Origin of the sequence: Pseudoalteromonas sp. S4741, assembly GCF_005886135.1 — a bacterium.
Lineage (GTDB): Bacteria > Pseudomonadota > Gammaproteobacteria > Enterobacterales > Alteromonadaceae > Pseudoalteromonas > Pseudoalteromonas tetraodonis.
Genome location: NZ_PNCN01000010.1, coordinates 1 through 22,602, shown reverse-complemented (window position 1 = coordinate 22,602; position 22,602 = coordinate 1). Strand labels below are relative to the sequence as shown.

Here is a 22,602-nt window from a genome sequence, read left to right as displayed (position 1 = left end):
AGCGCTCAAATCATTACCCGGTATATTGATGTGCTTTTAATACTTCAAGGGGAATAATATCTAGCGCTTTTTGGTTTGTTGCTTCAAGTACAACAGGAGGAGCAACATTTGCAGCAATGGCATGATACCAACGAATCGCACATAAGCACCACTTATCGCCAGCTTTTAAGCCCGCAAAATCATACAAAGGATTAGGGCTAATTAAATCGTTACCTTGCGCCTTAGAAAACTGCAAAAATTCGTCGGTCATAATGGCGCATACACTGTGATTGCCAAAGTCTGAATCTGGTACATAGCAAAATCCCTCACGGGTATAGCCACCGTTGCCACAGCAAAGTTGTAAGCGAGTTCCTAGTACATTTAATTGATTAGCCATATGAAAGCTTACCTTGTAATAATCATTAAAAGTAGGGTGTTTACCATAACAGGCTGTTAGTGACTTAGCTATCTATGCTGTTAATTTTATATATCTGTTAAGTGAGTAAAAACTGCATTTGGAAAAGTTAAATACAGTTTTCATTAAAGAAGAATATTTACGAGAGCAGTGCTGCAGCTAAACGTACAAAATCAGAAGACGTTAAAATACCTACTAGCTGACCTTGCTCGCTAACAACGGGCATGCAACCGTGGCGATTATCTACAAAAAATTTAACGACATCTGATAGCGGCTGCTCTGGGGTTACACTAATAAAATCACTCACCATAATATCTTCTACTTTTGTGAGTTTTTCTTTGCGTTGTAATGCATTAGCACCAAACGTTGCCATGATACCCATGACTTTGGCGACCATTATTTTTTGTGTGAGCATACCGACAAATGCGCCGTCTTCGTCAATAACAGGAATATGGCGAACGTTTTTTTCTTTCATTAAATTATGTGCGTCATGCAAAGTGCTTTTTACGTTCACTGAAAATGGGTTAGCTGTCATTAAGTCTGTAACGTTTTGACTCATGTTTATTCCTTTATATTATCTGTGGTGTATCAGCTTATATTAGCGCTATTTTTAAGCTTTGCACCTTATTCAGATCAAGGTTTTTACGGATTTTATAAACTGAGGGAGAAGAGGCAACACTTAATTAAATGATAAAACTACAGGTAAATGTTATTCATAACCACGTGGTGTTTTTGTTTTAATAACAGCAATGTATCCATGCCAACTAGCGTAACTAAGTAGTGGCATAATAATAATAAATCCAGCGGCACCTGCAGCAAAGCCCAACGCTACCAGTACAAATATACAAATTGACCATACTACCATGGCTGCAAAGTTTTCTTTAACTGCGTGGATTGAAGAAACGACTGCGGTCATAATATCAACGCGTCTTTCCATCATAATTTGCGGCGTAAATGCAGAAATTGAAAATACACTAACTAGCAAAATCCCACCGATAATGCTGCCTATAGTTAAAAACGCAGAAAGTTCTTCAAAGGTGGGGTTTACATGGTTTGGGTATAATGCATGTACGATTGCAGCTAGGCGCATCCAAATAATCATAATTACCATGAGTAATACCGCAAAACCCCATTCACCTACAGGGTTACGAAACATTGATTTTAATGAATGGCTTAATGTAGGTTTGTGGCCTTTTTCAAGTTCCCAGGCTACATCGTATAGGCCAACGGCGAATACCGGACCGATTAAAGCAAAAGCAACGGTTGCAGGTAAAATAGCTAAGTGGCTGTCGGTAAGTACAACAGAGTAAACAATCGCTACCGGAATAAGCGTGAAGATTAAACCGTAAATTAAACTCAACATGGGCGCGCGCGCCATATCTTTAAACGCTAACGAAAGCCAATGAAAAGCGGCAAATGTATTTACTTTGTTGCACTCTAAACAACGTGCGAATTTAGTGTCTTTGTCTATTGTGTTTGTAGTTGGCATAAAGATGCTCCTTTTTTAGTCACCTTTTAGGTTTAGAACATAGATGTTTTATTTACAACTCATAAACAACTTATACGATTGATTTAGTCGCATTGTTCATTTGTTAGTCATTTTTATTGGGTTAGCTATTTTGTTTATTTAAATATATGTTTGAGCACGTACTTAAAAAGTGGGTTCGTATTTCTTTTCCACAGTGGTAATCTAAGCCCTGAAGCTAATTTTAAGAGACCGTAATGAAGGAAAATAAACAACAATTTCAGGGAGCTTTACTGGGTAGTAAGCGGTTTTTACCTCTGTTTGTGACGCAGTTTTTCTCTGCTTTAAATGACAATGTTTATAAGCAATCAATCCTGCTTATTTTAATTTTTCAGGCTGCTACGGTAGCTGATGGTGCCTTTTATTCTAATCTGGCGGCAGGATTATTTATTTTACCGTTTTTTCTATTTTCAGGCATGGCTGGGCAAATTGCAGAAAAGTTGGAAAAATCAAAACTGATCAGCATCGTAAAGTTTTGCGAAATTCCTATTATGCTGGTGGGCGTAGTATCGATTTTAACCGAGCAGGTTTGGTTAATGTTAGGTACTGTATTTTTAATGGGTTTACAAAGCACTTTTTTTGGGCCGCTTAAGTACTCTATTTTACCGCAGCATGTGGCCCCAAATGAGCTAACGAAAGCGAATGGACTGGTGGAGTCGGGCACTTTTGTCGCTATTTTATTGGGCACCGTATTTGGCACCTATTATATAACCCAAACAGCGGGCCCTATTTATATCAGTATCGCAATAGTGAGCCTGGCGGTTATTGGTTATTTGAGTAGTCGTTTTATACCAAAAAGTGCTGCGAATGATGCTAATTTAAAGGTATCGCTTAACCCTATTTCCTCGACCAAAAGTGTATTTAATGCGCTTAACGCACAAACCGAGTCAGTGGGTAAATCAGTATTAGGGATCAGCTGGTTTTGGCTTATTGGTGCGGTGATACTAACGGCGCTCCCTAACTACGTAAAACATGTAATGGGAGGCGATGAGTTGGTGGTGACGGCTGCTTTAGTGGTGTTTTCGTTGAGTATTGCATTAGGATCTTTATTGTGTGAGAAGCTATCGCGCTCACGTATTGAGTTGGGTATTGTGCCTTTTGGTGCACTGTTAATTACCTTATTTTTATATTTATTAAGTCAAGAACCTGGTATTGAATCTTATCGTTTAGTTAATGAGTTGCAGCTTACTCTTGAGCAAGTAATTAATACTGGCGATATGCTATGGCATTTTGTTTGGATGGCAGGAATTGGTATTGCCGCAGGGTTTTATACGGTACCTTTGTATGCACTCATTCAGCAGCGCACTCACCCCGATAGCCGTTCACGAGTAATTGCAGCTAACAATGTATTAAACGCATTGTTTATGGTTGGCAGCGCCGTTTTAAGTATTGTTACTTTAACGCTATTACACTGGGATATTTCACAATTACTGTTGTTATTAGCAGGGCTTAATTTACTAATATCGCTGTACATATACACCAAAGTACCGGAGTTTTTCTTACGTTTTATTATCTATATTTTAGCGATTTGTATGTATCGTGTGCGCACTAAAGGCCAGCTCAATATTCCCGATGAAGGAGCTGCGGTGGTGGTAAGTAATCATGTTAGCTTTGTTGATTGGATGTTTATTTTAGCGGCGTCACCTAGGCCAATTCGATTTGTTGTATTTGCACCTATTTATTATTCACCTGCGCTTAATTGGTTGTTTAAAATGGCCAAAGCTATCCCAATTGATAGTCAAAAATCAAATCCTAAGGCGTTTAATAAAGCTTTTGATGACATTGCGCAAGCACTGGAACGTGGTGAGCTGGTGGGTATTTTTCCTGAAGGAAAGCTCAGCGATGATGGCGAAGTTGATGTATTTCGTCGTGGCATTGAAAAAATAATTCAGCGCACACCGGTGCCTGTTATTCCTGTTCATTTAGATGGACTATGGGGTAGTATGTTTAGTCGAAAAACGAAGTGGCGATTGCCTAGACCAAAGTGGTCGTTGGTCAGTGTGACTATTGGTGAAATGGTGGCTGCACAGAAGGTTAATGCCGATGATTTGCGCGAGCGAGTGGTTGCTTTAAAATAGCTTAATAATAAAAAAGCGCTGCAATTAATTGCAGCGCTGTGGTTGTATTACTTAATGGTAATTAACGGTCTAAGTTCATTACTTTAGTCCATGCCGCAACAAAGTCTTCTACAAACTTTTGTTTTGATGTATCAAAAGCATACACCTCAGCAACTGCACGTAGTTCTGAATTTGAACCAAAAATCAGATCAACCGAAGTAGCAGTGTACTTTTGCTCACCTGATTGACGGTCAAAGCCTTGGTAAATGCCAGCATCAGACGATTTTTTCCATACCGTCGACATGTCTAATAAATTAACAAAGAAGTCGTTATTTAGAGTGCCAGGCTTGTCAGTAAATACGCCGTAATCAATGCCTTTGTAGTTTGCATCAAGCGAACGTAAGCCACCGATTAATACAGTCATTTCTGGCACGGTTAGGTCAAGCTGATCGGCTTTATCTATTAGCATTTCAGTTGGCGATTTATAGCTTTTCTCTGCATCAAAGTAGTTTCTAAAACCATCGGCTGGCAGCTCTAATAAGTTAAATGCATTAACGTCAGTTTGCGCTTGCGTAGCATCGCCACGGCCAGCATTAAACGGCACGTTTACTGAGTAGCCTGCATCTTTGGCTGCTTTTTCAATCGCTGCATTACCACCAAGCACAATTAAATCAGCAAGCGATACATGGCTTTTGCTAAATAAGCTGTCGTTAAAGTCAGCTTGAATTGCTTTTAATACTTTGAGTACTTTTGCGGTTTCTGCTGGATTATTTACTGCCCAATCTTTTTGTGGAGCAAGCGCAATGCGTGCGCCATTGGCTCCGCCGCGCATATCTGAATCACGGTAACTGGCAGCCGATGCCCATGCAACACGTACTAACTCAGGTACACTTAGGTTCGAGTCTAAAATAGCGGTTTTAAGCTCTTTTACTGCACCAGCATCAATGTTTGATTGAGTCTCTGCTGAAATAGGATCTTGCCAAATTAAGTCTTCTTTTGGTACTTCTTTACCTAAAAAGTTACGTGGTGGCCCCATATCTCGGTGAGTCAATTTGTACCATGCTTTAGCAAAGGCCAGTTGATACTCTTTAGGGTCGTTTAAAAAGCGTTCAGCAATTTTGCGGTATTCAGGATCAAATTTTAACGCTAAGTCGGCAGTGGTCATTACCGGTGGGTTAAATTTACCTTTGATGTGCGCATCAGGTACTGACTTATGTAATGATTCATCTGTTGGGATCCACTGAATAGCGCCTGCAGGGCTGCGAGTTTGTTTCCACTCAAAGTTAAGCAGGTTGCTCAAGTACAGTGATGACCAGCGAGTAGGAGCTTGTGTCCATGCGCCTTCTAAACCACTTGATACGGTATCTTCAGAGTGGCCTTTACCACATTTGTTTTTCCAGCCTAACCCTTGTTCTTCAATGCCTGCTGCAGCAGGCTCTGAACCTACACAGTCTTTAGGTTTGTGCGCACCATGCATTTTACCAAAGGTATGACCACCGGCGATAAGTGCTAGGGTTTCTTCATCGTTCATGGCCATGCGAGAAAACGCAACACGAATATTTTTAGCTGAACCAATAGGATCAGGTACTCCTTTAGGCCCTTCTGGGTTTACATAAATTAAACCCATGTGCGTTGCACCTAATGGGCGTTCTAATTTGCCGCTGGCATCTTCACGGTCGCTGGCAAGCATTTCTACTTCTGGACCCCAGTAAACCATGTCTGGTTCCCAGTCGTCAGTTCGCCCTCCGGCAAAACCATAGGTTTCAAATCCCATGTTTTCTAGAGCAACGTTACCTGCTAATACGATTAAGTCTGACCATGAAAGTGCTTCTCCGTATTTTTGTTTAATTGGCCAAAGTAAACGGCGTGCTTTATCTAGGCTTACGTTGTCTGGCCAGCTGTTAAGCGGTTCAAAACGTTGTTGACCACCACCTGCGCCACCACGGCCATCAAGCGTACGGTAGGTGCCTGCACTGTGCCAGGTCATACGAATAAAAAATGGGCCATAGTTACCAAAATCTGCTGGCCACCAGTCTTGAGATTGCGTAAGTAGGGCGTCAATATCACTTTTTACTATGTCTAAATCTAGGCTGTTAAATGCCTCTGCATAATTAAAGTCTGCACCATAAGGGTTTGAGCGTAGATCATGATCACGAAGAGGAGATAGGTTTAGTTGATCTGGCCACCAAAATTGGTTTGTTCTGGTTGCGCCCATTTTAACCTCACCCATGCCTACAGCACCTTGTGGCTTAGACATTTGTGGTTTTTCTTGGCTAAAAGCAGAGCCAGACATAAGTGCCATACTTATAAATCCAACAAGTGCTTTTTTAGTAAATGATCGGTTTTTCATTGTCAGCTTCCTTAAAGTTAACGAATTTCGTTATATACAAAGCGTATTACTATTATTAAAAATAGAATCTAATAATTTAAAAATTAGTGAGCTTTTACTCCATTCAAGTTGTTGTTTACCAAGCTTGAATGACTAAGCAGTGCGAATAGTATAGTAGAGGGGCTAAAAACCGTGTGCGAAATAAACTGATTGATACAATCTATAAAAATGATTTATTAAAGTTAAATGATTAAATAAACAAATCACTAAAGAGCTTTGAAAGTGGCAGACATAAAAAAGCCCAGCGCAGGCTGGGCTATTAGATTAAAATCTGTGTTATTGATTTTTCATTAATTTACTGGTGATCACGCCTGAGGTCATAGAGCCTGATACGTTGAGCGCAGTGCGTGCCATATCTATTAAGGGTTCAATAGAAATAAGTAAAGCCACAACCTCTATAGGTAACCCCATGGTAGGCAATACAACCAACGCTGCGAAGGTAGCACCACCACCAACACCTGCAATACCAAACGAGCTAATAACTACAATACCAATTAACGGTAAAATAAACTCAAATGTAAGTGGGTCTATCCCCACACTTGGCGCAACCATCATTGCGAGCATCGCAGGATAAATACCAGCACAGCCGTTTTGACCAATAGTGGCACCAAAAGAAGCCGATAAGTTTGCAATTGCTGGTGGTACTTTTAACTGGTTAATTTGCACGTCAACATTCATAGGAATCGATGCCGCTGAGCTACGTGAGCTAAATGCAAAGGTCAGTACTGGCCAGATTTTTTCAAAATAATGCTTTGGATTTACACCCACAAAGCTAAGCAATAAGCCATGCACAACAAACATCAATAAAATAGCCACGTAAGAAGCCACAATAAAGGCGAGTAAATTTAAAATATCGTTACTACTAGAGTTTGCCACAACACTTGCCATTAAGCCCGCAACACCATAAGGAGTGAGTGCAATTACCATGCGAACCAAGCTCATCACTGTCGCTTGTAGGGCGTTTACACCGTTACGAATTGGGCTAGCAAGTTCTGTTTTTTCCAGCATTACTTTACGTGCAGCTATACCAACAAGGACACCAAATATAACCGTGGCAATGATAGAGGTTGAACGTTGATTACTTAAATCCGCAAAGGGATTTTCAGGAATAAAGCTCAATAACATTTGCGGCACACTTAAGTCGGCTACATTCGCAGCTTTGCTTTGTAGTGTGTCCATTCTAGCGGCTTCACGAGTACCCGAAACAAGCCCTTCAATACTGAGGTCAAATCCATACGTTACCGCAATACCAATTAACGCTGCAATTGCTGTGGTAAAGAGTAAAACAGAGATACTAATAAAGGAGATTTTCCCCAGTGAGCCTTGGTTTTCGAGCTTTACCACAGCAGCAATCATAAAAATTAATACCAATGGCATAATGATCATTTTTAATAAACCGACATAGCCTTTACCCACCACGCTTACCCAGCTGAGTATTTCTTTAATGGTTTCTGGAGAGTGGGCAAATAAAAACTGTAGGGCTAAGCCAAAGGTGCTACCAAGCACTAAGCCAAATAAAACGGTACGAGATAAAGAGCTGCTTTTTTGCGAAAAAAGATAAATCGCGAACAGCAAACCGACAAATAATGCCAACATTAATAATACAGCAAGCGACATAGTACCCTCTTTTATAGCTGTGAATTAGCGCGGCACTTTAACGCTTTGTAAGACGTTAACAAAATACGCTTTCGCTATGGTATAGAATTAAAATGAATATAGTAATAATATTAAAGTATAACGAATGAGCACATTGTTGAAAAAATTAACCCATATGATTGTATTTTCTTTAATTTATGGCGTTTACTAGATGAAAGTAAGATCTTAACTACAATAATAAAAATAATCCACACACGGCTAAAAGACTCAAAGAAGTTGATTTAACTCCTGCTAACTTTAACAACCCATGCTCCAAAGACCGATGCCTAAAAAAATAAAAGCTTATTGTATTGATATATAAAAATATCACTACTTTAATGCTTGTTAATTATTTAAAAACAATACTTTAAAACTAATTTTAATGGTTTTTATCGACATTTTTTAACCAAATGTATGACATTTTAGTAAATGTAAAAATAGTGAGCAGATTAAATTTAACAAGCTGGGAGACGATGTAAAAAGCGTTTAAACATTGAATAAGGCCATCCATGGCCTATTAATTAATCGTTTTTGTAGTAAGGGTAGTCACTGTAACCTTGTTCAGTCCCGCCATACATAGTGGCTGTATCGGCTTCATTTAATGGCCATTGATTTTTTATGCGCGCTGGTAAATCAGGGTTTGCGATAAAAGGGCGACCAAAAGCAAATAAATCACCGTAGCCTTTAGCTAACATCGCCACCGCTTTTTCAACAGTGTATTTACCAGCGTAAATAATACGCCCAGAAAATTCAGCTCTGGCTGCTTGATAAAATTGCTCTGGTAAATCAGGGGCATTGTCCCAATCAGCTTCTGCAATTGAAAGGTAGGCAATACCAGCTTGCTCAAGTACTTTAATTGCTTCAATGTAGGTATGATGCGGGTTTGATTCTACTAATCCTAAATAAACACGGGTTTCATCAGTACTGCTAAATAAGGGCGCAAATCTAACCCCTAAGCGCTCAGGGCCTACTACGTCACTTACTGCCGCGACAATTTCTTTTAAAAAGCGCAGGCGATTAGTAAGAGAGCCGCCGTATTCATCATCTCGTTTATTGGTGTGCTCAGAAATAAACTGATTTACTAAATACCCATTAGCACAATGCAGTTCTACGCCATCAAACCCCGCTTCTAGCGCATTACGGGCAGCTTGTGCATACATGCCAACAAGCTCTTTTACTTCATCGGTTGTTAAAGCTTGTGGTTCACTTGGGTTGGCTAAAGCGCCTTGAGCCGGTCCTGTTTCAATAAAGACTTTAACGCTATCAGCTGTTAGAGCTGAGGGGGCAATAGGTTTGGCTTCATTAGGCTGTAAGCTAGTATGTGAAACGCGGCCAACGTGCCAAAGCTGGGCAAAAATAATTCCACCTTCTGCATGTACTGCATCAGTTACTTTTTTCCAACCAGCTATTTGTTGATTAGAATGAATGCCCGGTGTCCAGGCATACCCTTGTCCTCTTGGTTCAATTTGAGTGCCTTCGGTAACCATAAAACCAGCACTAGCACGCTGTGCATAATATGTGGCCATCACCTCGTTGGGGATATTGCCAGGAACCGTGCTGCGTGAGCGTGTAAGTGGCGGCATTACAATACGGTTTTTAAGCGTGTGTGGGCCTAAATTGATTGATGAAAATAGACTGTCGATATTTTTACTTGGTTGACTCATTTTAATACCTTTTAAATTAATAATGCTGTTTAGCGCCAATTACAATGCTGGTGATCATAGGGATTAAAAGGTACAATTTGAAACAATGCTTTTTTGTTTAAGATACAATTATGAATGGTATATCTCGGCTTGATATAAAACAATTACGAATATTGAGTGCATTACTTAAACTAAAAAATGTGTCGGATGTGGCGCGAAAAATGGGCTTAACCCAGCAGGCTATTAGCGAGCAGCTGCGAAAATTGCGTGACTTATTTGACGATCGGCTTTTTATTCGCCAAGGCAATACAATGGTTGCAACACCTAAGGCTATCGCACTAGAGAAGCCCATTAATCAAATATTAACTCAGGTAGAAGCGTTATTAATACCTAAACAATTTACCCCAAGTAGTTACAAGGGCGTATTTACAATAAGTGCGACTGATTACGCTATAGCAGCTCTTTTGCCACAATTATTAGAAATAACAAGACGCGAAGCGCCAGGATTAAAGCTGATTATTCGTGACTTTGCCTCTGATAATGTTAATCAATTAATAAGTGCAGGAGAGCTGGATTTATTAATTAGTTTTCCTGAATTTATCCCAACAAACTTAATCTATGACACATTATTTGAAGAACAACATATTTGTATTGCGGGCAAAGACACGGTGTTTTCTTCGTCGACGTTGAGCCTTGCTGAAGTGGCGGCACACCCTCAATTAGTGGTTTCAGCGTCACGTGCTAACTTAAGAGGCTCTCACGACCAGTGGTTTGCTGATAAGGGCTATGCGCGCAATATAGTTATGTCAGTGCCTGGCTTTTCATTTGTCCCCGATTTGCTTTGCAGTACTGACTTAATTGCTTTTTACCCATCGCGTTTACTGCCAAACGCCAAAGTGAAACAGCTTGAAGTTGAATTATTACCACCGCCATTTAAGGTGATTGCAGCGTGGCATCCACGTTCAAATAACAGCGATATTCACCAGTGGTTAATAGCGCAATTAAAACGGATTTAGTGACTATTTAATTAATTGACGAATATCATTCCCTGTTGGTGCCTCATGGGCACGCAACGAAAAGGCGGGTAATATCGCTAATATATGGTCAAATATATCTGACTGAATATTTTCATACTCACCCCAATTAGTTGTATTGGTAAATGCATAAATTTCAATGGGTAAGCCATTTTTAGTTGGCTCTAGCTGCCTTACCATCAGTGTCATTCCCTGATGAATATGTGGGTGATGTTTTAATAACGCGACTAAATAATGACGAAATGTGCCAACATTAGTGAGCCGACGACCATTTAACGTACAGCTCATATCTATTTTTTTCGTGGTATTTTGCTCGTTAATAGCCGGTAGGGTAATTTCGAGGTAGTGACTTAATAAATCTGCTTTTTTCAGCGCGGTGATCTCTTGCTCATCTAAAAAGCGCACACTGCTCATTTCTATATGGATACTCCGTTTTATGCGCCGTCCACCGGATTCTGACATACCGCGCCAGTTTTTAAATGAGTCAGAAATTAGCGCATAGGTTGGGATAGTGGTAATGGTTTTATCCCAATTTCTTACTTTAACTGTGGTCAAGGCTATATCAATCACATCGCCATCTGCGCCGTATTTGGGCATTTCTAACCAATCACCAACCGCAAGCATATTGTTTGCTGAAAGCTGAATACCGGCCACCAGCCCTAAAATAGCGTCTTTAAACACCAGTAGCAGTACAGCCGATAGCGCACCTAAACCACTGAGTAATATTAACGGGGATTTATTCATTAATAATGAAATCGCTAAAATACCGGCTAATACGCTGGCGATCAGTTTAATTGTTTGTAAAAAACCACGTAATGGAAAGTGAGCTGCAATGGGTTGCCTGTCAGATATTGCTTGAAAAATATTGAGCAAAGAGAACAGCGAGAGCAGTGCAAATAAAATGATCCACTGATCAGTAAACATCTCAATGATATGTAAAAAAGCCGTTCCTTCTGGAACCCAGAGCCTAGCTTGTATAACAACCACAGCACCTTGTAAAACAAAGGAAATATTACGTGTTAATTTAAGCGCTAAGTCGGCAGGCGTGTGGGTATCGGTTTGAACAACTTTATCACTAAAGCGGCCTTTAAGTAGTCGTTTTGAAACTGACCTTAAGATGAGGTGCAATATGAGCGCAAATAAGCCAACCCAGCACAGTACTAATATGTTGTACCATAAATGCGCACTCCCAGGAAAATAAAGACTAAACCATTGCAGTAAAAATTCTCGCAGCTGCGATCGTATTTCAGTCATTTATATTCCCAAGAGATTTATTTGCGTGAGTTTCATCTATTTAATGAGATCTAGTTAAGCAGATGGGGCGAGAAAAGTCTATTTAAGCCGCGCTTAAATAGACGTTTTAAAAATAATATTTATATTTTATTTTCAGCAAGTTGCAGAGTTAACTCCTCAAAAATACTCGGATCGTCAATGGTTGATGGAATTTGCAGTTCTTCACCATCAATAAGTTGACGTAAGTTTTTGCGTAAAATTTTACCTGAGCGTGTTTTTGGTAAGCGCTCTACACACATAATATTTTTAAGACACGCAATAGCGCCGATTTGATTACGCACGGTTTGCACCAATTGCTGCTCTACTTCTTTATGCGATCCATGAAAATCATTTTTTAATACCACCATGGCCATGGGGTTTTGACCCTTGAGCGCATCATTAACACCAAATACGGCACATTCAGCAACCGCGGGATGAGCGGCTACAATTTCTTCCATTTCACCGGTTGATAAACGATGCCCCGCAACATTAATCACATCATCGATGCGGCCCATAATAAATAGGTAGCCATCATCATCAATATATCCGCCGTCGCCAGAGAGATAATAGCCTTCATATTCACTTAAATAACCGGCTTTAAAGCGTTCGGTATTTTGCCAAATAGTGGGTAAACATCCTGGCGGTAAAGGCAGTTTAATAACGACTGCACCTTGTTCATTGGGGGCGCATTCGTCACCATTCATATCTAAAATACGTACGTCAAACCCAGGAGTCGCAACCGTTGAACTGCCTGCTTTTGTAGGTAGGTGCTCAATGCCGACAGGATTACAGGCTATCGCCCAACCAGTTTCTGTTTGCCACCAATGATCAAGCACAGGTAGGCCTGTTTTTTCTTTGAGCCAATCGTAGGTGGGAGGATCTAAGCGCTCGCCTGCTAAAAACAAGCGTTTCAGACTTGAAGTATCGTATTGTTTAAACCCATCGGCATTGGGATCTTCTTTTTTTATCGCTCTAAAGGCTGTCGGTGCGCTAAATAAAGCCGTTACTTTATACTGTTCAACCACTCGCCAAAATGCACTGGCATCTGGGGTTCTAACCGGTTTACCTTCAAATAAAATAGTGGCGCAGCGGTACATAAGTGGGGCATACACTATGTACGAATGGCCTACAACCCAACCAATATCTGAAGCGGCCCAAAACACGTCACCAGGTTTCATTCCGTATACGGTTTCCATGCTGTAATGCATGGCCACGGCATGGCCGCCATTTTCACGAACAACCCCCTTGGGAGTACCCGTTGTGCCTGACGTGTATAAAATATAAAGCGGGTGATCGCCACTTACCGGAACAGGATCAACGCCAGTAGCTGTTTGCATTGCAACAGCCCAGTCAATATCACGCTCAGGCATAAGTGGTGCAGTTACTTGCTCACGCTGATAAATAATACAATGTTCTACTTTATACGAGGCTGATTCGAGGGCGTTATCAAGTAACTCTTTGTATTCAATTACGGTATTCACTTCTACACCGCAAGAAGCACTGAGTACTAACTTAGGCTTGGCGTCATCAATTCTTACGGCAAGCTCATGTGCTGCAAACCCGCCAAAAACGACCGAATGAATAGCGCCGATGCGGGCGCAGGCTAACATGCCAATTACAGCCTCGGGGATCATGGGCATATAAATAACCACGCGGTCGCCTTTTGTTACGCCTAAAGACTGCATTACTCCTGCGAATTTAGCGACTTCTTGTTGTAGTTCAAAGTAACTGTAGCTGCGCGCGGTATTGGTTACGGGTGAGTCATAAATTAACGCTGTTTCATCACCATGGCCGGCAATAACATGCTGATCTACTGCTAAAAAGCAGCTATTAAGTTGGCCATCGGCATACCAGTGATATAAACCGTTTTCATCTTGTGTGTAAGCTGTTTCGGGAGCCTGGTACCAAGGGAGGCGTTTACTTTGCGATAACCAAAACGCTGCCGGGTTTTGTTTAAACTCGTTGTAATGTTGTTTGTATTCACCTGACATAAAGGCTCCTGAGCAAAATTTAATATAACTTTATTTAAAACTAAGCGCTTTTTATCAGGAGTGATATTCGACTATGGTCGGTTGAATAATGAACGGGTTGTGTGGTTTTTAGCTAACGCTATGGTTTATAACGAACTAACAACTAGTTTGATGATTTAAATTAGGTAACATATAAAAATGATGAACTATTTAATGTGGTAATAATGAGTCAAGTTGTCAGAGTAGGCGTTGCAGTGATAGTAATGCATGATAATAAAATTTTACTCGGTGATCGAATAGGCGCACATGGTGCAAATACCTGGGCAACCCCTGGGGGGCATTTAGAATTTGGTGAAACGGTTGAGCAATGTGCAGTGCGCGAAGTAGCAGAAGAGACAGGGCTTACTGTTACTAATATTCGTAAACTCGATTTTACCAACGATATTTTTAGCGCCGAGAACAAGCATTATATTACTTTATATGTGCAGGCAAAGTATGAAGGTGGCGAGCCTGTAAATAAAGAGCCTAACAAATGTTTACAGTGGCGTTGGTGCGATATTAATAACTTACCTTCACCTTTATTTACTTCATTAAAAAATTACTTAACACAAGGCGTTTTACCCACTCAAGACTAAAGGCGCGTTGGAATAGGGAGTTGCCATTTATTTAAAATTTGTTGGTATTCACCGCTTTCTTTTATCGCGTTTAATCTATCAGTAATAATTTTCGCTGTTTGCGGGTTAAGCTGCTTACTTGCTGCAAAGTGAAGAGAGGAAGGTAGCTCATCTAAATGTATACGCTTAGTAATTAAGCTTGGGTCGAGCCCTGTACGCTTTAGCTCGTTTTCAAGTGTGAGGGTGTTAGTTACCACAAAATCGATACGATTTTTATACAGCATTCTCCATAGCTGCTGGTAGTAACTCACTAAGACTAGATTCTCACTTTCAGTAAAGCCTTGAGCTTCTAAATAAGCTTGTGCAGAATAACCGCGAATAGTGGCTACTTTGTATTCTTTGGCAAAGTTTAAGTGAATCACTTCATCGTTATGACTGCGTAAACTTACTAGGTATGCATCTGCAAAATACACTTTTCCCAGCCACTTAAACTGGCTGTTTCTGTTTGGTGTTTTTAACAGTGACAGCATGATGGCATTAGGATTGGCTTGTTGTTGTTGAAACATACGCGCCATCGGCATTATTTCAAACGTTGCTGTTAAAGCCGTGCCTTTTAATACTGCTTTAGCGATATCAACTAAGGCACCCTGCGCTTCACCTTGAGGGTTTTTAAAATGATAAGGGGGCAAATCTTCAGCGATGAAGGTGACTGGGTTTGCGTGACAGACCGCACTATAAAAAACCACTACAAAAACAGTTAACATCATACGCAAACGCATAAATGTTTGTCTTTAAAGCAATACATGAGGCTAGTGTAAATAAAATTAATAAAAAGGTACACGGTAATGTGTGTTTTAGGTAATCAAATTGTTTAATTATTGTTTTTTATAAATTGACGAGGTGAGCATTGATACCAGCGCTTAAAGGCGCGATTAAAAGAGCTTTGATCATTAAACCCCAACATAGTTGCAATACTGCTTAGCGGATAATGAGGAATATAAGTTAACAAACGGCGTTTTTGCTCTTGCTCAAGAAGAGCAGCAAAATTGGTGTTTTCTTGCTTTAGATGACGTTGCACTGTGCGCGGGGTCATATTTAAAGCACTAGCCGTTCTGATCAGTGAACAGTCCTGCAAATCGTATTTAGCCATTAAAATATGATTAATTTTTTCTGTTAATAATTGCTGACTTTTAAACTGAGATAGCTGTTGCTCTGACATTTGCTTTAGCACAGCGTTAATCTGGGAGTTATCGGTTTTAAAAGGAAGGGTTAAGTAACTACTTGGAAACTTTACTTGATTAAAGTTAGCGCCAGCTTTTACTGGGCAATTAAACCATTGCGCTAATTGTTGTAACTCACTGTCTGAAAAATGTGCTGTAAAATAAACGCAACTAGGCGAAAGCTGAGGATTAAGCAGTTGGCGTATAACACTTACCCACGCGGTCATATTTCGTAATACGGCCTGTGGACTGCACTGTGGGTCTGCTAACCAGGTTACCTTGCAAAGTGTTTGTTGCTGTTCAAACTCAGCACGCCCTATGTTAGCCACTAAACTGTCGTAGCTCAGTAATGCAGTAATGGCACTGGCTAGATTAGTACTTGATTCAATTAAATACCCAAGTACACCAAAATCAGCGGTGCGTATTTGTTTTCCTAACTCAAACCCGAATAAGGAGTCATTTAGCGTTTGCTGTGCATAACTAAGCAGCGCATTATAGCTTTTTAAGCTAATACGAGGCGCTAATTGTTGTGTTTGCTTATTTGCATATTCATCAAATTCAATGGCAGTTAGTATCTCTTGGCTATCTAATCCTGTGCTTTGAAGATAATCCAAACAGCTAGAAAAGTAATGATCGGCTAAGGTTTTCATTTGTCGCCTAAAGCTAAAAAATAGTCATCTAATCGCAAGTTTGCCATGCAATATTTTTATATGCTAGAGCTCTATAAAAATAATATGGGGCACACAATGATTGAGATAAACGTTAAACATAGTGTGGCAGCAACGCCTGAACAATTATGCACCTTATTATTAGCGCATGCTGATTTGGGGCGCTTTTTTAATGCGCAGTTTGAAGTGTTAACACCGCAAGACTCGGGTGAAATAAGTGGTGGAAAAGGCACCATTAGACAAATAAAAATGCAAGGTACAACATTTAAAGAGCAAATAATAACGGCCGATAATAGCCACATTTGTTACCGCATTTTAGGGGATAAACCCGTTGCACAGCACCGTGGTGATATTTACTTAAAAGCCAATAATACTCAGCCATCACTCACCGAGATCAGCTACCATATTCGTTGTATTGCGCCTTTGTGGTTACCCGACTTTATACTGGCTTTTTTTATAAAAAAAGATGTTAGCCAAGCACTTAAAAAAATAGCCAGCTATTTTCAGGAGAAACGTCATGAGCATTGAAATTATTTTATTAGCACTGAGCCCTATTTTTTTGCTGTTTGTAGGGGTTGAGTTTATAAAATTTAGACGTTACTACGATATAAAAGACAGCTTAGCCAACGCGTTACTTGCTTTATTACATCAAGGCGCTGATGCCATTGCGTTATTATTATTAATGCCGTTTTTTTATTGGTTGTATCAGTTTCGACTATTTGATATTGAATTGACAGTATTTACTGTTTTAGGCGCTTTTTTACTGCAAGACTTTTTATACTATTGGTTTCATCGTGCATCACACCATATTCATTGGTTATGGGCCGCTCATGTAGTGCATCATAGTTCTACTAAAATGAATTTTACCACTGCGTTTAGGCAAAGCATAATGTACCCAGTAGCCGGCATGTGGGTATTTTGGCTGCCCATGATTCTCATAGGTTTTGACCCGCTTACAGTATTTAGTGTGGTGGCACTTAATTTAGCGTACCAATTTTTTGTGCATACGCAAATCGTAGGCAAGTTAGGCTGGTTGGAAAGGGTATTTAATACGCCATCGCACCACAGGGTGCATCATGCAATTAATAAAAGCTACCTCGATAAAAACTTTGCCGGCGTCCTTATTATTTGGGATAAGCTGTTTGGTACCTTTGTAGAGGAAGACAAAAATCAGCCATGCAAATACGGCATCGTAGGCCAGCTAAATAGTAATAACCCACTGCTGATAACGTTTCATCAGTGGGCTCATTTATTTAAAAGTGCTTATAAGGCAAAAGGTTTAAAAGCGAAATGCGAAGTGCTATTTGGCTACCCAACCAGTAGCATTAAAATTAAATAATAGACTTAAAAGTAAAACTGCACCGCAAAACTAGCCGCATTATTATGGTTGTGCCATGTTTCGTGCTTTATTTGGCTGCGAAGCGCTATGTTACGTGACAGCGCATAGCTCCAGGTTAGCGCAGCTTCACTGTGGTTATTAGCGGTATTATCGTTTAGCCAAAACATATTACCCTTTAGCGCAAGTTTGTGATTGTTATTTACTTGCCAAATAACGCCAGCCTCACTACCTAGCCCTATACTTAGCTGGTTAGAAGTATCACCAGTATTTAGCTCAAACTGTCCCAAAATATAGCCATGCACACGGTTCGGGTTGCCATAAGACTTACCATATCCACCTTTAGTAAAAAATCGGCCAGAGCGTTTGTTTGGGCTTGGTTGCCTATCAAAGCCCATTTTTATATTCCACGACCAGCTATCAAATACACGATTATCGGGGGCAAGCGACATTGCATCGAGTAAGTAAAAATGCTCAATCTGGCTATTACCGCTATCTGATAGGTTAGCTGCTAAGTCAAAAAAGCTAATTTGAGCACCGGGTATAAAGCCTGCAGGTCTGTCTAGTAAATCATGATAAGCAAGGCGATAAGCTAAATTGGTGGTGTTTTGCTGGTTATTATTTTGCACTCTTTTTACTGTTAGCCTAGAAGAACCGTGGCCTTGCTCTGGCGAGGCTTTAGGTTTGTTGGGCTTTGATAAAGGAGAAGGAACAGCATACTTACTGCGCATTAATAATAACTTAGTAAGCCTTGGGGCTATTTTTTCACGGTTTAGGGCTTTATCGTAAAATTCAAAGTTTAGCCATTCGTACGCCATTTCTAGTATAGCTACTAGCTCTTTTTGTGAGTAATTACGGGTATTTAATGGCTTGCCTTGCATAAGCTCCCTCGCATCACTAAGTTGTTGATCACTTAACTGTGTTGAATAGTGATAAAGCTTAGTGCCAAAAGCAGGGCGGTAATTAGGAGCTTGCAGTAAATTGTTGTCTCTAAGTGCGGCAACTGTGTCTGAAGGAATAGCCTGCATATTAAATTGTGAGGTTAAGTTAAGCTCCTCATTTGATAATTGCAGTAACGCGAGTAACTGATAGGAGCAATTTTCGTCGATAAAAAAGTAATCAAAAGTGGCGTGTTGTAACTCCCATAAATGCAGTAATACCCGCTCAACTTGTTGCTCAGTTAAATTGAGTTTGTATTCCCAAATATCGCGTGATTCTAAATCATTATATTCGCGTACTTTTTTATAATACGGCATAAGTGAAAACTTACCCGGATAGCTACCAACAAGGCCTTTCAGTGCATACATGGCAGCGTTATCTGAGTCATCAGGTTCTGCCGCAAAGTTTACAGCAAAGGCAATCAGTTCTTTACTACGGGTTTGATCTTTAGCGTCGATGCGCAGTAAAGTGTGCCCAAACATTGATGAAGGGCTGTTCATAAATGCGGTAGGGAATACAAGCGTAACCCCTTTAGGATTAATGACTTGTTGCCAGGTTTTAAGCTCAGCGCAATCAAGAGCAGGCCAATTGTTTTTAATTTTTGATTTTAGCCATGTGTAGCGAGCTGGAAATTGACAGCTGTATTTTTGTTGACTGCTTTTACTGGCATTAAATGCTCTAATGGTGGCATTTAACTCATCTACTGGGCTGGTTTTACCTGTAGGGGATAAAAAAAACTCGGCGCTATCCACCTCGCTTTTCCAGCTTCTGAAGGTTGTATTGCGGTAGTGGCCCAGTTTAAGCCAATAAGGGTGTGTGGCTAAGGTACTTTTTTCAATACTTTTAGCATTTGATTGCATACTAAAAAGTATGGCTAGCAAGGTAAATAATATTTTTTTCATAATCGCTAAATCATAAAAAAGCCGCTAGAGGATACTCTAGCGGCTTTATTTATACATATAAAACCGGCTAATTTAGCTGATTAAGACAGCGTATAAGAAGCTAGTTGTGCGTCGCTTGCTACAACAGCGTTTAGGTTTTCTAACACTGTTTGTGAAGTTACGTTCTCAGAAGTAAATACTGAAGAAAGTTGTGCTTGAGCAAGTTTGTTGAATGCTGCTTTATCTTGGTCTGCAACGCCCCAAACCTCAGCAAGTGTTGCTAAAGTTTCGCCTTCACCTTGAGACATATCACGAGCAAGTTGCTCCATGTTGCCATCGATGAATAATGCGATTTTTTCAGAAGAAGTAACAGTACCAGTACCGTCACAACCTAAAGTACCAAAAGTAATACCGAAAGTTTGGTTACCAGAAGTACCATTAGTTGTAGCGCCTAAAATTTTAACGCCTTTACCTTGCTGACCAGCAAATAACATAGAGCCTAGGCCACAACCAATATCTTGGTCAGCCATAGCATTAGAGAAAGGAAGTAAAGAAAGTGCTGCTACAGCGATTATTTTTTTCATATCCATAAATCCATATTTGATTAGTCTTTATTTAGGGTAAACAAAGAGCGCGGAGGATTTTAACAGAGTTGTAGAAAAAAGGAACATAACAAGCTATGAATTTTTTCATGTTGCGCTTACTTTAATTAATAAAATAAACACGTTACTTACTGGTTTTAGCTAGCTTTAAGAACTTTGCTTTTTACTTCTTGGCGCACCCAGTAAAATAAAAAGGTGGCAAATACACACTGATAAAAATGCACTAATTCCCAAAGCGCCACCAAAGCCATCAAGAATGGGAACCAAATAGGCAAAAAACAATGAAAATATAATTGCTGAACTGGCAAGCGTATAAACACCAAAGCGGTGAGGGGCGCTCATGCCAATAAAGGTGCCGCCAAAAAAAACGATACTATAGAGTTCTGCGTTGAGGCTCAGCTGTGCAAAAATCAAATAGGCAATAATTGAAAGTGCAGCTGAGGCTCTTATAGCATCAAAGCGGTTATGCTTTGCTAAATAAAAGGTAAAAAAAGCACCAGCCAAGGCTAATACTGGGTATGTAATAGTCATATCAGCAATCCTTTAGCTAAAACAAACAGGGCTACACTGGCAAATGCAATACTGCCTAATCGTCCGCCAAATCCTGCAAATACATTAAGTGTTAGTGTATATAAAACAGCGCCAATGGCAGAAATAATAGCGATTTCCCAATAGTTGCTAATTAAGTTGGTGGAACACATACCGGCAAAACTACCTGCATAAATGGAGGCATAAGGGTGGTTTTGATAACGTGCAGGAAACGGAATAAATGAGCCGATGAGGCCTGTTAAAGCAGCAGACACAACAATAGGTAATGCCAATGTGGTATGCAATATAAAGCACGACAAGCAGCCGATAAAAAAGGTGATGAATTTTAAAAGTATGAATTTAGTCATAAGGCGCACATCATAAAGGTTCAGTTTTAGCTTTAATAGTTAAAATCGACAATTTAAGACTAAAAGCGATATATGGCTCCCAAAAGAGCAAATAACCGTGGCTTTAAATTAAATGTACGCAATGAATGACTAAAAATAATGCCGTTAATGTTCTATAAATTACAAATTATGTATAATGCAGCATATTTCATATATTAAAAGTTATAACCTAAGGTAATTTATGTCTAACTGTTTGCATTTGGCTATTCCAGCTGGTGATCTTGAAAAAGCGAAAGCGTTTTATTGTGACGTGCTTGGTTGTAAAACGGGTAATAGTGAAGCTGGGCGATGGGTAGACATTGATTTTTGGGGTAACGAGTTAACGCTTCATCAAAGCACAGAGCGCTTACCAACAGTGCGTCATGATGTTGATATGGGCGCAGTAGCTGTACCGCATTTTGGTATTCACTTATCTGAAGATGAATTTCAGGCATTAAAAAAACGTATTGCACACGCGGGCCTTGAATATTTAGATAAGCCTTACCGCCGTTTTGTAGGTGATGAATTTGAGCAAGAAACGTTTTTTATTGAAGATCCAAATGGTAACGTTTTAGAAATGAAAACTATGGTAAACCCAGAAGTCTTATTCAAAAAAGACGAGTAATGATTATGCGCCTAAACGATGACTTTAGGCGTTTTCTCTTGTGAAGGTTTGCTTAGCCTGCGCTTTCGTAATGACTTTTTTTGATACATTGCTTTATCACCGGCTTTTAAAACCTCATCTAAATTTTTAGGCGCTTCGCTATAGTTTATTTGCCCTACGCTTGCGTAAATAGCGATGGTGTTACCTTGGTGCTCTAAGCTAAGCGCATTTAATTTTTGTTCAAGGGTCGCAACTCGCCGGTTAATTTTATCTTTGCTGGTAAATAATGCCATAGCCACAAACTCATCTCCGCCTAAGCGGCCAACTGCGTCTTCACTGCGCATATGCTGACTAATTGACTCAGCCACTATGCAGAGTACTTTATCGCCAACATCATGGCCGTAGGTATCATTTATTGCTTTAAATCGGTCTAAATCGATATATAAAAAACACAACACGCCACCACGTTGAGCGTGTTTTTTTAATAACTCATTGGCTTTTAAACTCCAGCCTCGGCGGTTACAAATATGACAAAGATGATCGTAATTAGCGTGCCGTTCAGCCTGTTTTTTAGCATAACTGAGTCGTTGAATTCGCCTACCAACTGCAATAGCAAGAAGTAGAGATTCAATCGTAAAAGCAATCACAAACCCATAACGCTGCATAAAAGGACTGTATTCGGTTAGTAACACTCTAAATATCATGCTGATAAATACGCAGCTTAAGGCAATAAATACCAAGCTGGCTTCGTTAATGCCTTGTTTAGCTTGCACGGCTGAGAGTATAAAAATGGTCATAACAATCAGTAATGACAAATAGCCAGTAACGATTGTGGTGATATTAGGGGCTGTTGATCTTTGTAGTACATATATCAATCAGCCCACATTGGTAGCCACATCATAGTA

Annotated in this window: 21 protein-coding genes; 6 read left to right on the top strand and 15 right to left on the bottom strand. The window is 40.0% G+C overall.

The window, feature by feature from the left end; translation table 11 throughout:
* Nucleotides 1–13: 13 nt before the first annotated feature.
* From CWC30_RS01280 to CWC30_RS01270, 3 genes are all read right to left on the bottom strand, one after another.
* Nucleotides 14–376, bottom strand: coding sequence for a DUF2237 family protein (locus CWC30_RS01280; protein ID WP_016900500.1), 363 nt, complete (start codon nucleotides 374–376; stop codon nucleotides 14–16).
* A 157-nt stretch (nucleotides 377–533) separates the two neighbouring features.
* A complete protein-coding gene (locus CWC30_RS01275) occupies nucleotides 534–953 on the bottom strand; it encodes a CBS domain-containing protein (protein WP_138626217.1) in 420 nt (139 codons plus the stop codon).
* A gap of 150 nt (nucleotides 954–1,103) precedes the next feature.
* Nucleotides 1,104–1,883, bottom strand: a complete 780-nt coding sequence (locus tag CWC30_RS01270) for a DUF2189 domain-containing protein (RefSeq protein ID WP_008111401.1) — start codon at nucleotides 1,881–1,883, stop codon at nucleotides 1,104–1,106.
* Between the two features lie 233 nt (nucleotides 1,884–2,116).
* Here CWC30_RS01270 and CWC30_RS01265 point away from each other — a divergent pair, with 233 nt between their 5' ends.
* Nucleotides 2,117–3,997 (top strand): MFS transporter, encoded by a 1,881-nt coding sequence (locus tag CWC30_RS01265; RefSeq protein WP_138626216.1) that lies wholly within the window; start codon nucleotides 2,117–2,119, stop codon nucleotides 3,995–3,997.
* A 61-nt stretch (nucleotides 3,998–4,058) separates the two neighbouring features.
* Here CWC30_RS01265 and katG read toward each other — a convergent pair whose 3' ends face one another.
* The 3 genes from katG to CWC30_RS01250 form a co-directional block, all read right to left on the bottom strand.
* Nucleotides 4,059–6,326, bottom strand: a complete 2,268-nt coding sequence (katG, locus tag CWC30_RS01260) for a catalase/peroxidase HPI (RefSeq protein ID WP_138626215.1) — start codon at nucleotides 6,324–6,326, stop codon at nucleotides 4,059–4,061.
* A 315-nt stretch (nucleotides 6,327–6,641) separates the two neighbouring features.
* Complete coding sequence (locus CWC30_RS01255) at nucleotides 6,642–7,982, bottom strand: L-cystine transporter (protein WP_036981404.1); 1,341 nt, start codon at nucleotides 7,980–7,982, stop codon at nucleotides 6,642–6,644.
* 539 nt (nucleotides 7,983–8,521) lie between these two features.
* A complete protein-coding gene (locus CWC30_RS01250; protein WP_171034668.1) occupies nucleotides 8,522–9,664 on the bottom strand; it encodes an alkene reductase in 1,143 nt (380 codons plus the stop codon).
* A 110-nt stretch (nucleotides 9,665–9,774) separates the two neighbouring features.
* On the opposite strand from CWC30_RS01250, the gene CWC30_RS01245 reads away from it, so the two are divergent.
* Nucleotides 9,775–10,659, top strand: a complete 885-nt coding sequence (locus CWC30_RS01245) for a LysR family transcriptional regulator (RefSeq protein ID WP_033102881.1) — start codon at nucleotides 9,775–9,777, stop codon at nucleotides 10,657–10,659.
* A gap of 3 nt (nucleotides 10,660–10,662) precedes the next feature.
* Here CWC30_RS01245 and CWC30_RS01240 read toward each other — a convergent pair whose 3' ends face one another.
* Both CWC30_RS01240 and CWC30_RS01235 read right to left on the bottom strand, forming a co-directional pair.
* Entirely contained in the window at nucleotides 10,663–11,931 is a 1,269-nt protein-coding gene (locus CWC30_RS01240; RefSeq protein WP_138563828.1) for a mechanosensitive ion channel family protein, read from the bottom strand.
* Nucleotides 11,932–12,050: 119 nt separating this feature from the next.
* Nucleotides 12,051–13,940, bottom strand: coding sequence for a propionyl-CoA synthetase (locus tag CWC30_RS01235; RefSeq protein WP_138626213.1), 1,890 nt, complete (start codon nucleotides 13,938–13,940; stop codon nucleotides 12,051–12,053).
* 203 nt (nucleotides 13,941–14,143) lie between these two features.
* On the opposite strand from CWC30_RS01235, the gene CWC30_RS01230 reads away from it, so the two are divergent.
* Nucleotides 14,144–14,554 (top strand): nucleotide triphosphate diphosphatase NUDT15, encoded by a 411-nt coding sequence (locus CWC30_RS01230; protein WP_138626212.1) that lies wholly within the window; start codon nucleotides 14,144–14,146, stop codon nucleotides 14,552–14,554.
* Here CWC30_RS01230 and CWC30_RS01225 read toward each other — a convergent pair.
* Entirely contained in the window at nucleotides 14,551–15,312 is a 762-nt protein-coding gene (locus tag CWC30_RS01225; RefSeq protein WP_138626211.1) for a substrate-binding periplasmic protein, read from the bottom strand. The two genes, CWC30_RS01230 and CWC30_RS01225, sit on opposite strands and share 4 nt — an antisense overlap.
* A 92-nt stretch (nucleotides 15,313–15,404) precedes the next feature.
* Nucleotides 15,405–16,403 carry an AraC family transcriptional regulator gene (locus CWC30_RS01220; RefSeq protein ID WP_138626210.1) on the bottom strand — a complete coding sequence of 333 codons (999 nt, stop codon included), beginning with the start codon at nucleotides 16,401–16,403 and terminating at the stop codon, nucleotides 15,405–15,407.
* 96 nt (nucleotides 16,404–16,499) lie between these two features.
* On the opposite strand from CWC30_RS01220, the gene CWC30_RS01215 reads away from it, so the two are divergent.
* Both CWC30_RS01215 and CWC30_RS01210 read left to right on the top strand, forming a co-directional pair.
* Nucleotides 16,500–16,949 (top strand): SRPBCC family protein, encoded by a 450-nt coding sequence (locus CWC30_RS01215; RefSeq protein WP_069440170.1) that lies wholly within the window; start codon nucleotides 16,500–16,502, stop codon nucleotides 16,947–16,949.
* Nucleotides 16,939–17,760, top strand: coding sequence for a sterol desaturase family protein (locus CWC30_RS01210; protein ID WP_138626209.1), 822 nt, complete (start codon nucleotides 16,939–16,941; stop codon nucleotides 17,758–17,760). The genes CWC30_RS01215 and CWC30_RS01210 overlap by 11 nt, the downstream gene beginning before the upstream one ends.
* 5 nt (nucleotides 17,761–17,765) lie before the next feature.
* On the opposite strand, the gene CWC30_RS01205 is transcribed toward CWC30_RS01210, so the two are convergent.
* From CWC30_RS01205 to CWC30_RS01190, 4 genes are all read right to left on the bottom strand, one after another.
* Nucleotides 17,766–19,598: an Lnb N-terminal periplasmic domain-containing protein gene (locus CWC30_RS01205; RefSeq protein ID WP_138626208.1), complete on the bottom strand. Its 1,833-nt coding sequence runs from the start codon at nucleotides 19,596–19,598 to the stop codon at nucleotides 17,766–17,768.
* Between the two features lie 80 nt (nucleotides 19,599–19,678).
* A complete protein-coding gene (locus CWC30_RS01200) occupies nucleotides 19,679–20,161 on the bottom strand; it encodes a DUF3015 domain-containing protein (RefSeq protein ID WP_138626207.1) in 483 nt (160 codons plus the stop codon).
* A 165-nt stretch (nucleotides 20,162–20,326) separates the two neighbouring features.
* Nucleotides 20,327–20,710, bottom strand: coding sequence for a hypothetical protein (locus tag CWC30_RS01195; protein ID WP_036981428.1), 384 nt, complete (start codon nucleotides 20,708–20,710; stop codon nucleotides 20,327–20,329).
* Nucleotides 20,707–21,075, bottom strand: coding sequence for a hypothetical protein (locus tag CWC30_RS01190; protein ID WP_171034667.1), 369 nt, complete (start codon nucleotides 21,073–21,075; stop codon nucleotides 20,707–20,709). Before CWC30_RS01190 ends, CWC30_RS01195 begins: the two co-directional genes overlap by 4 nt.
* Before the next feature lie 220 nt (nucleotides 21,076–21,295).
* Between CWC30_RS01190 and CWC30_RS01185 the strand changes: the two genes are divergently transcribed.
* A complete protein-coding gene (locus CWC30_RS01185) occupies nucleotides 21,296–21,718 on the top strand; it encodes a VOC family protein (RefSeq protein ID WP_036981430.1) in 423 nt (140 codons plus the stop codon).
* Between the two features lie 11 nt (nucleotides 21,719–21,729).
* On the opposite strand, the gene CWC30_RS01180 is transcribed toward CWC30_RS01185, so the two are convergent.
* On the bottom strand, nucleotides 21,730–22,572 hold the full coding sequence (locus CWC30_RS01180; protein WP_249929805.1) for a GGDEF domain-containing protein: 843 nt from the start codon (nucleotides 22,570–22,572) through the stop codon (nucleotides 21,730–21,732).
* Nucleotides 22,573–22,602: the final 30 nt, after the last annotated feature.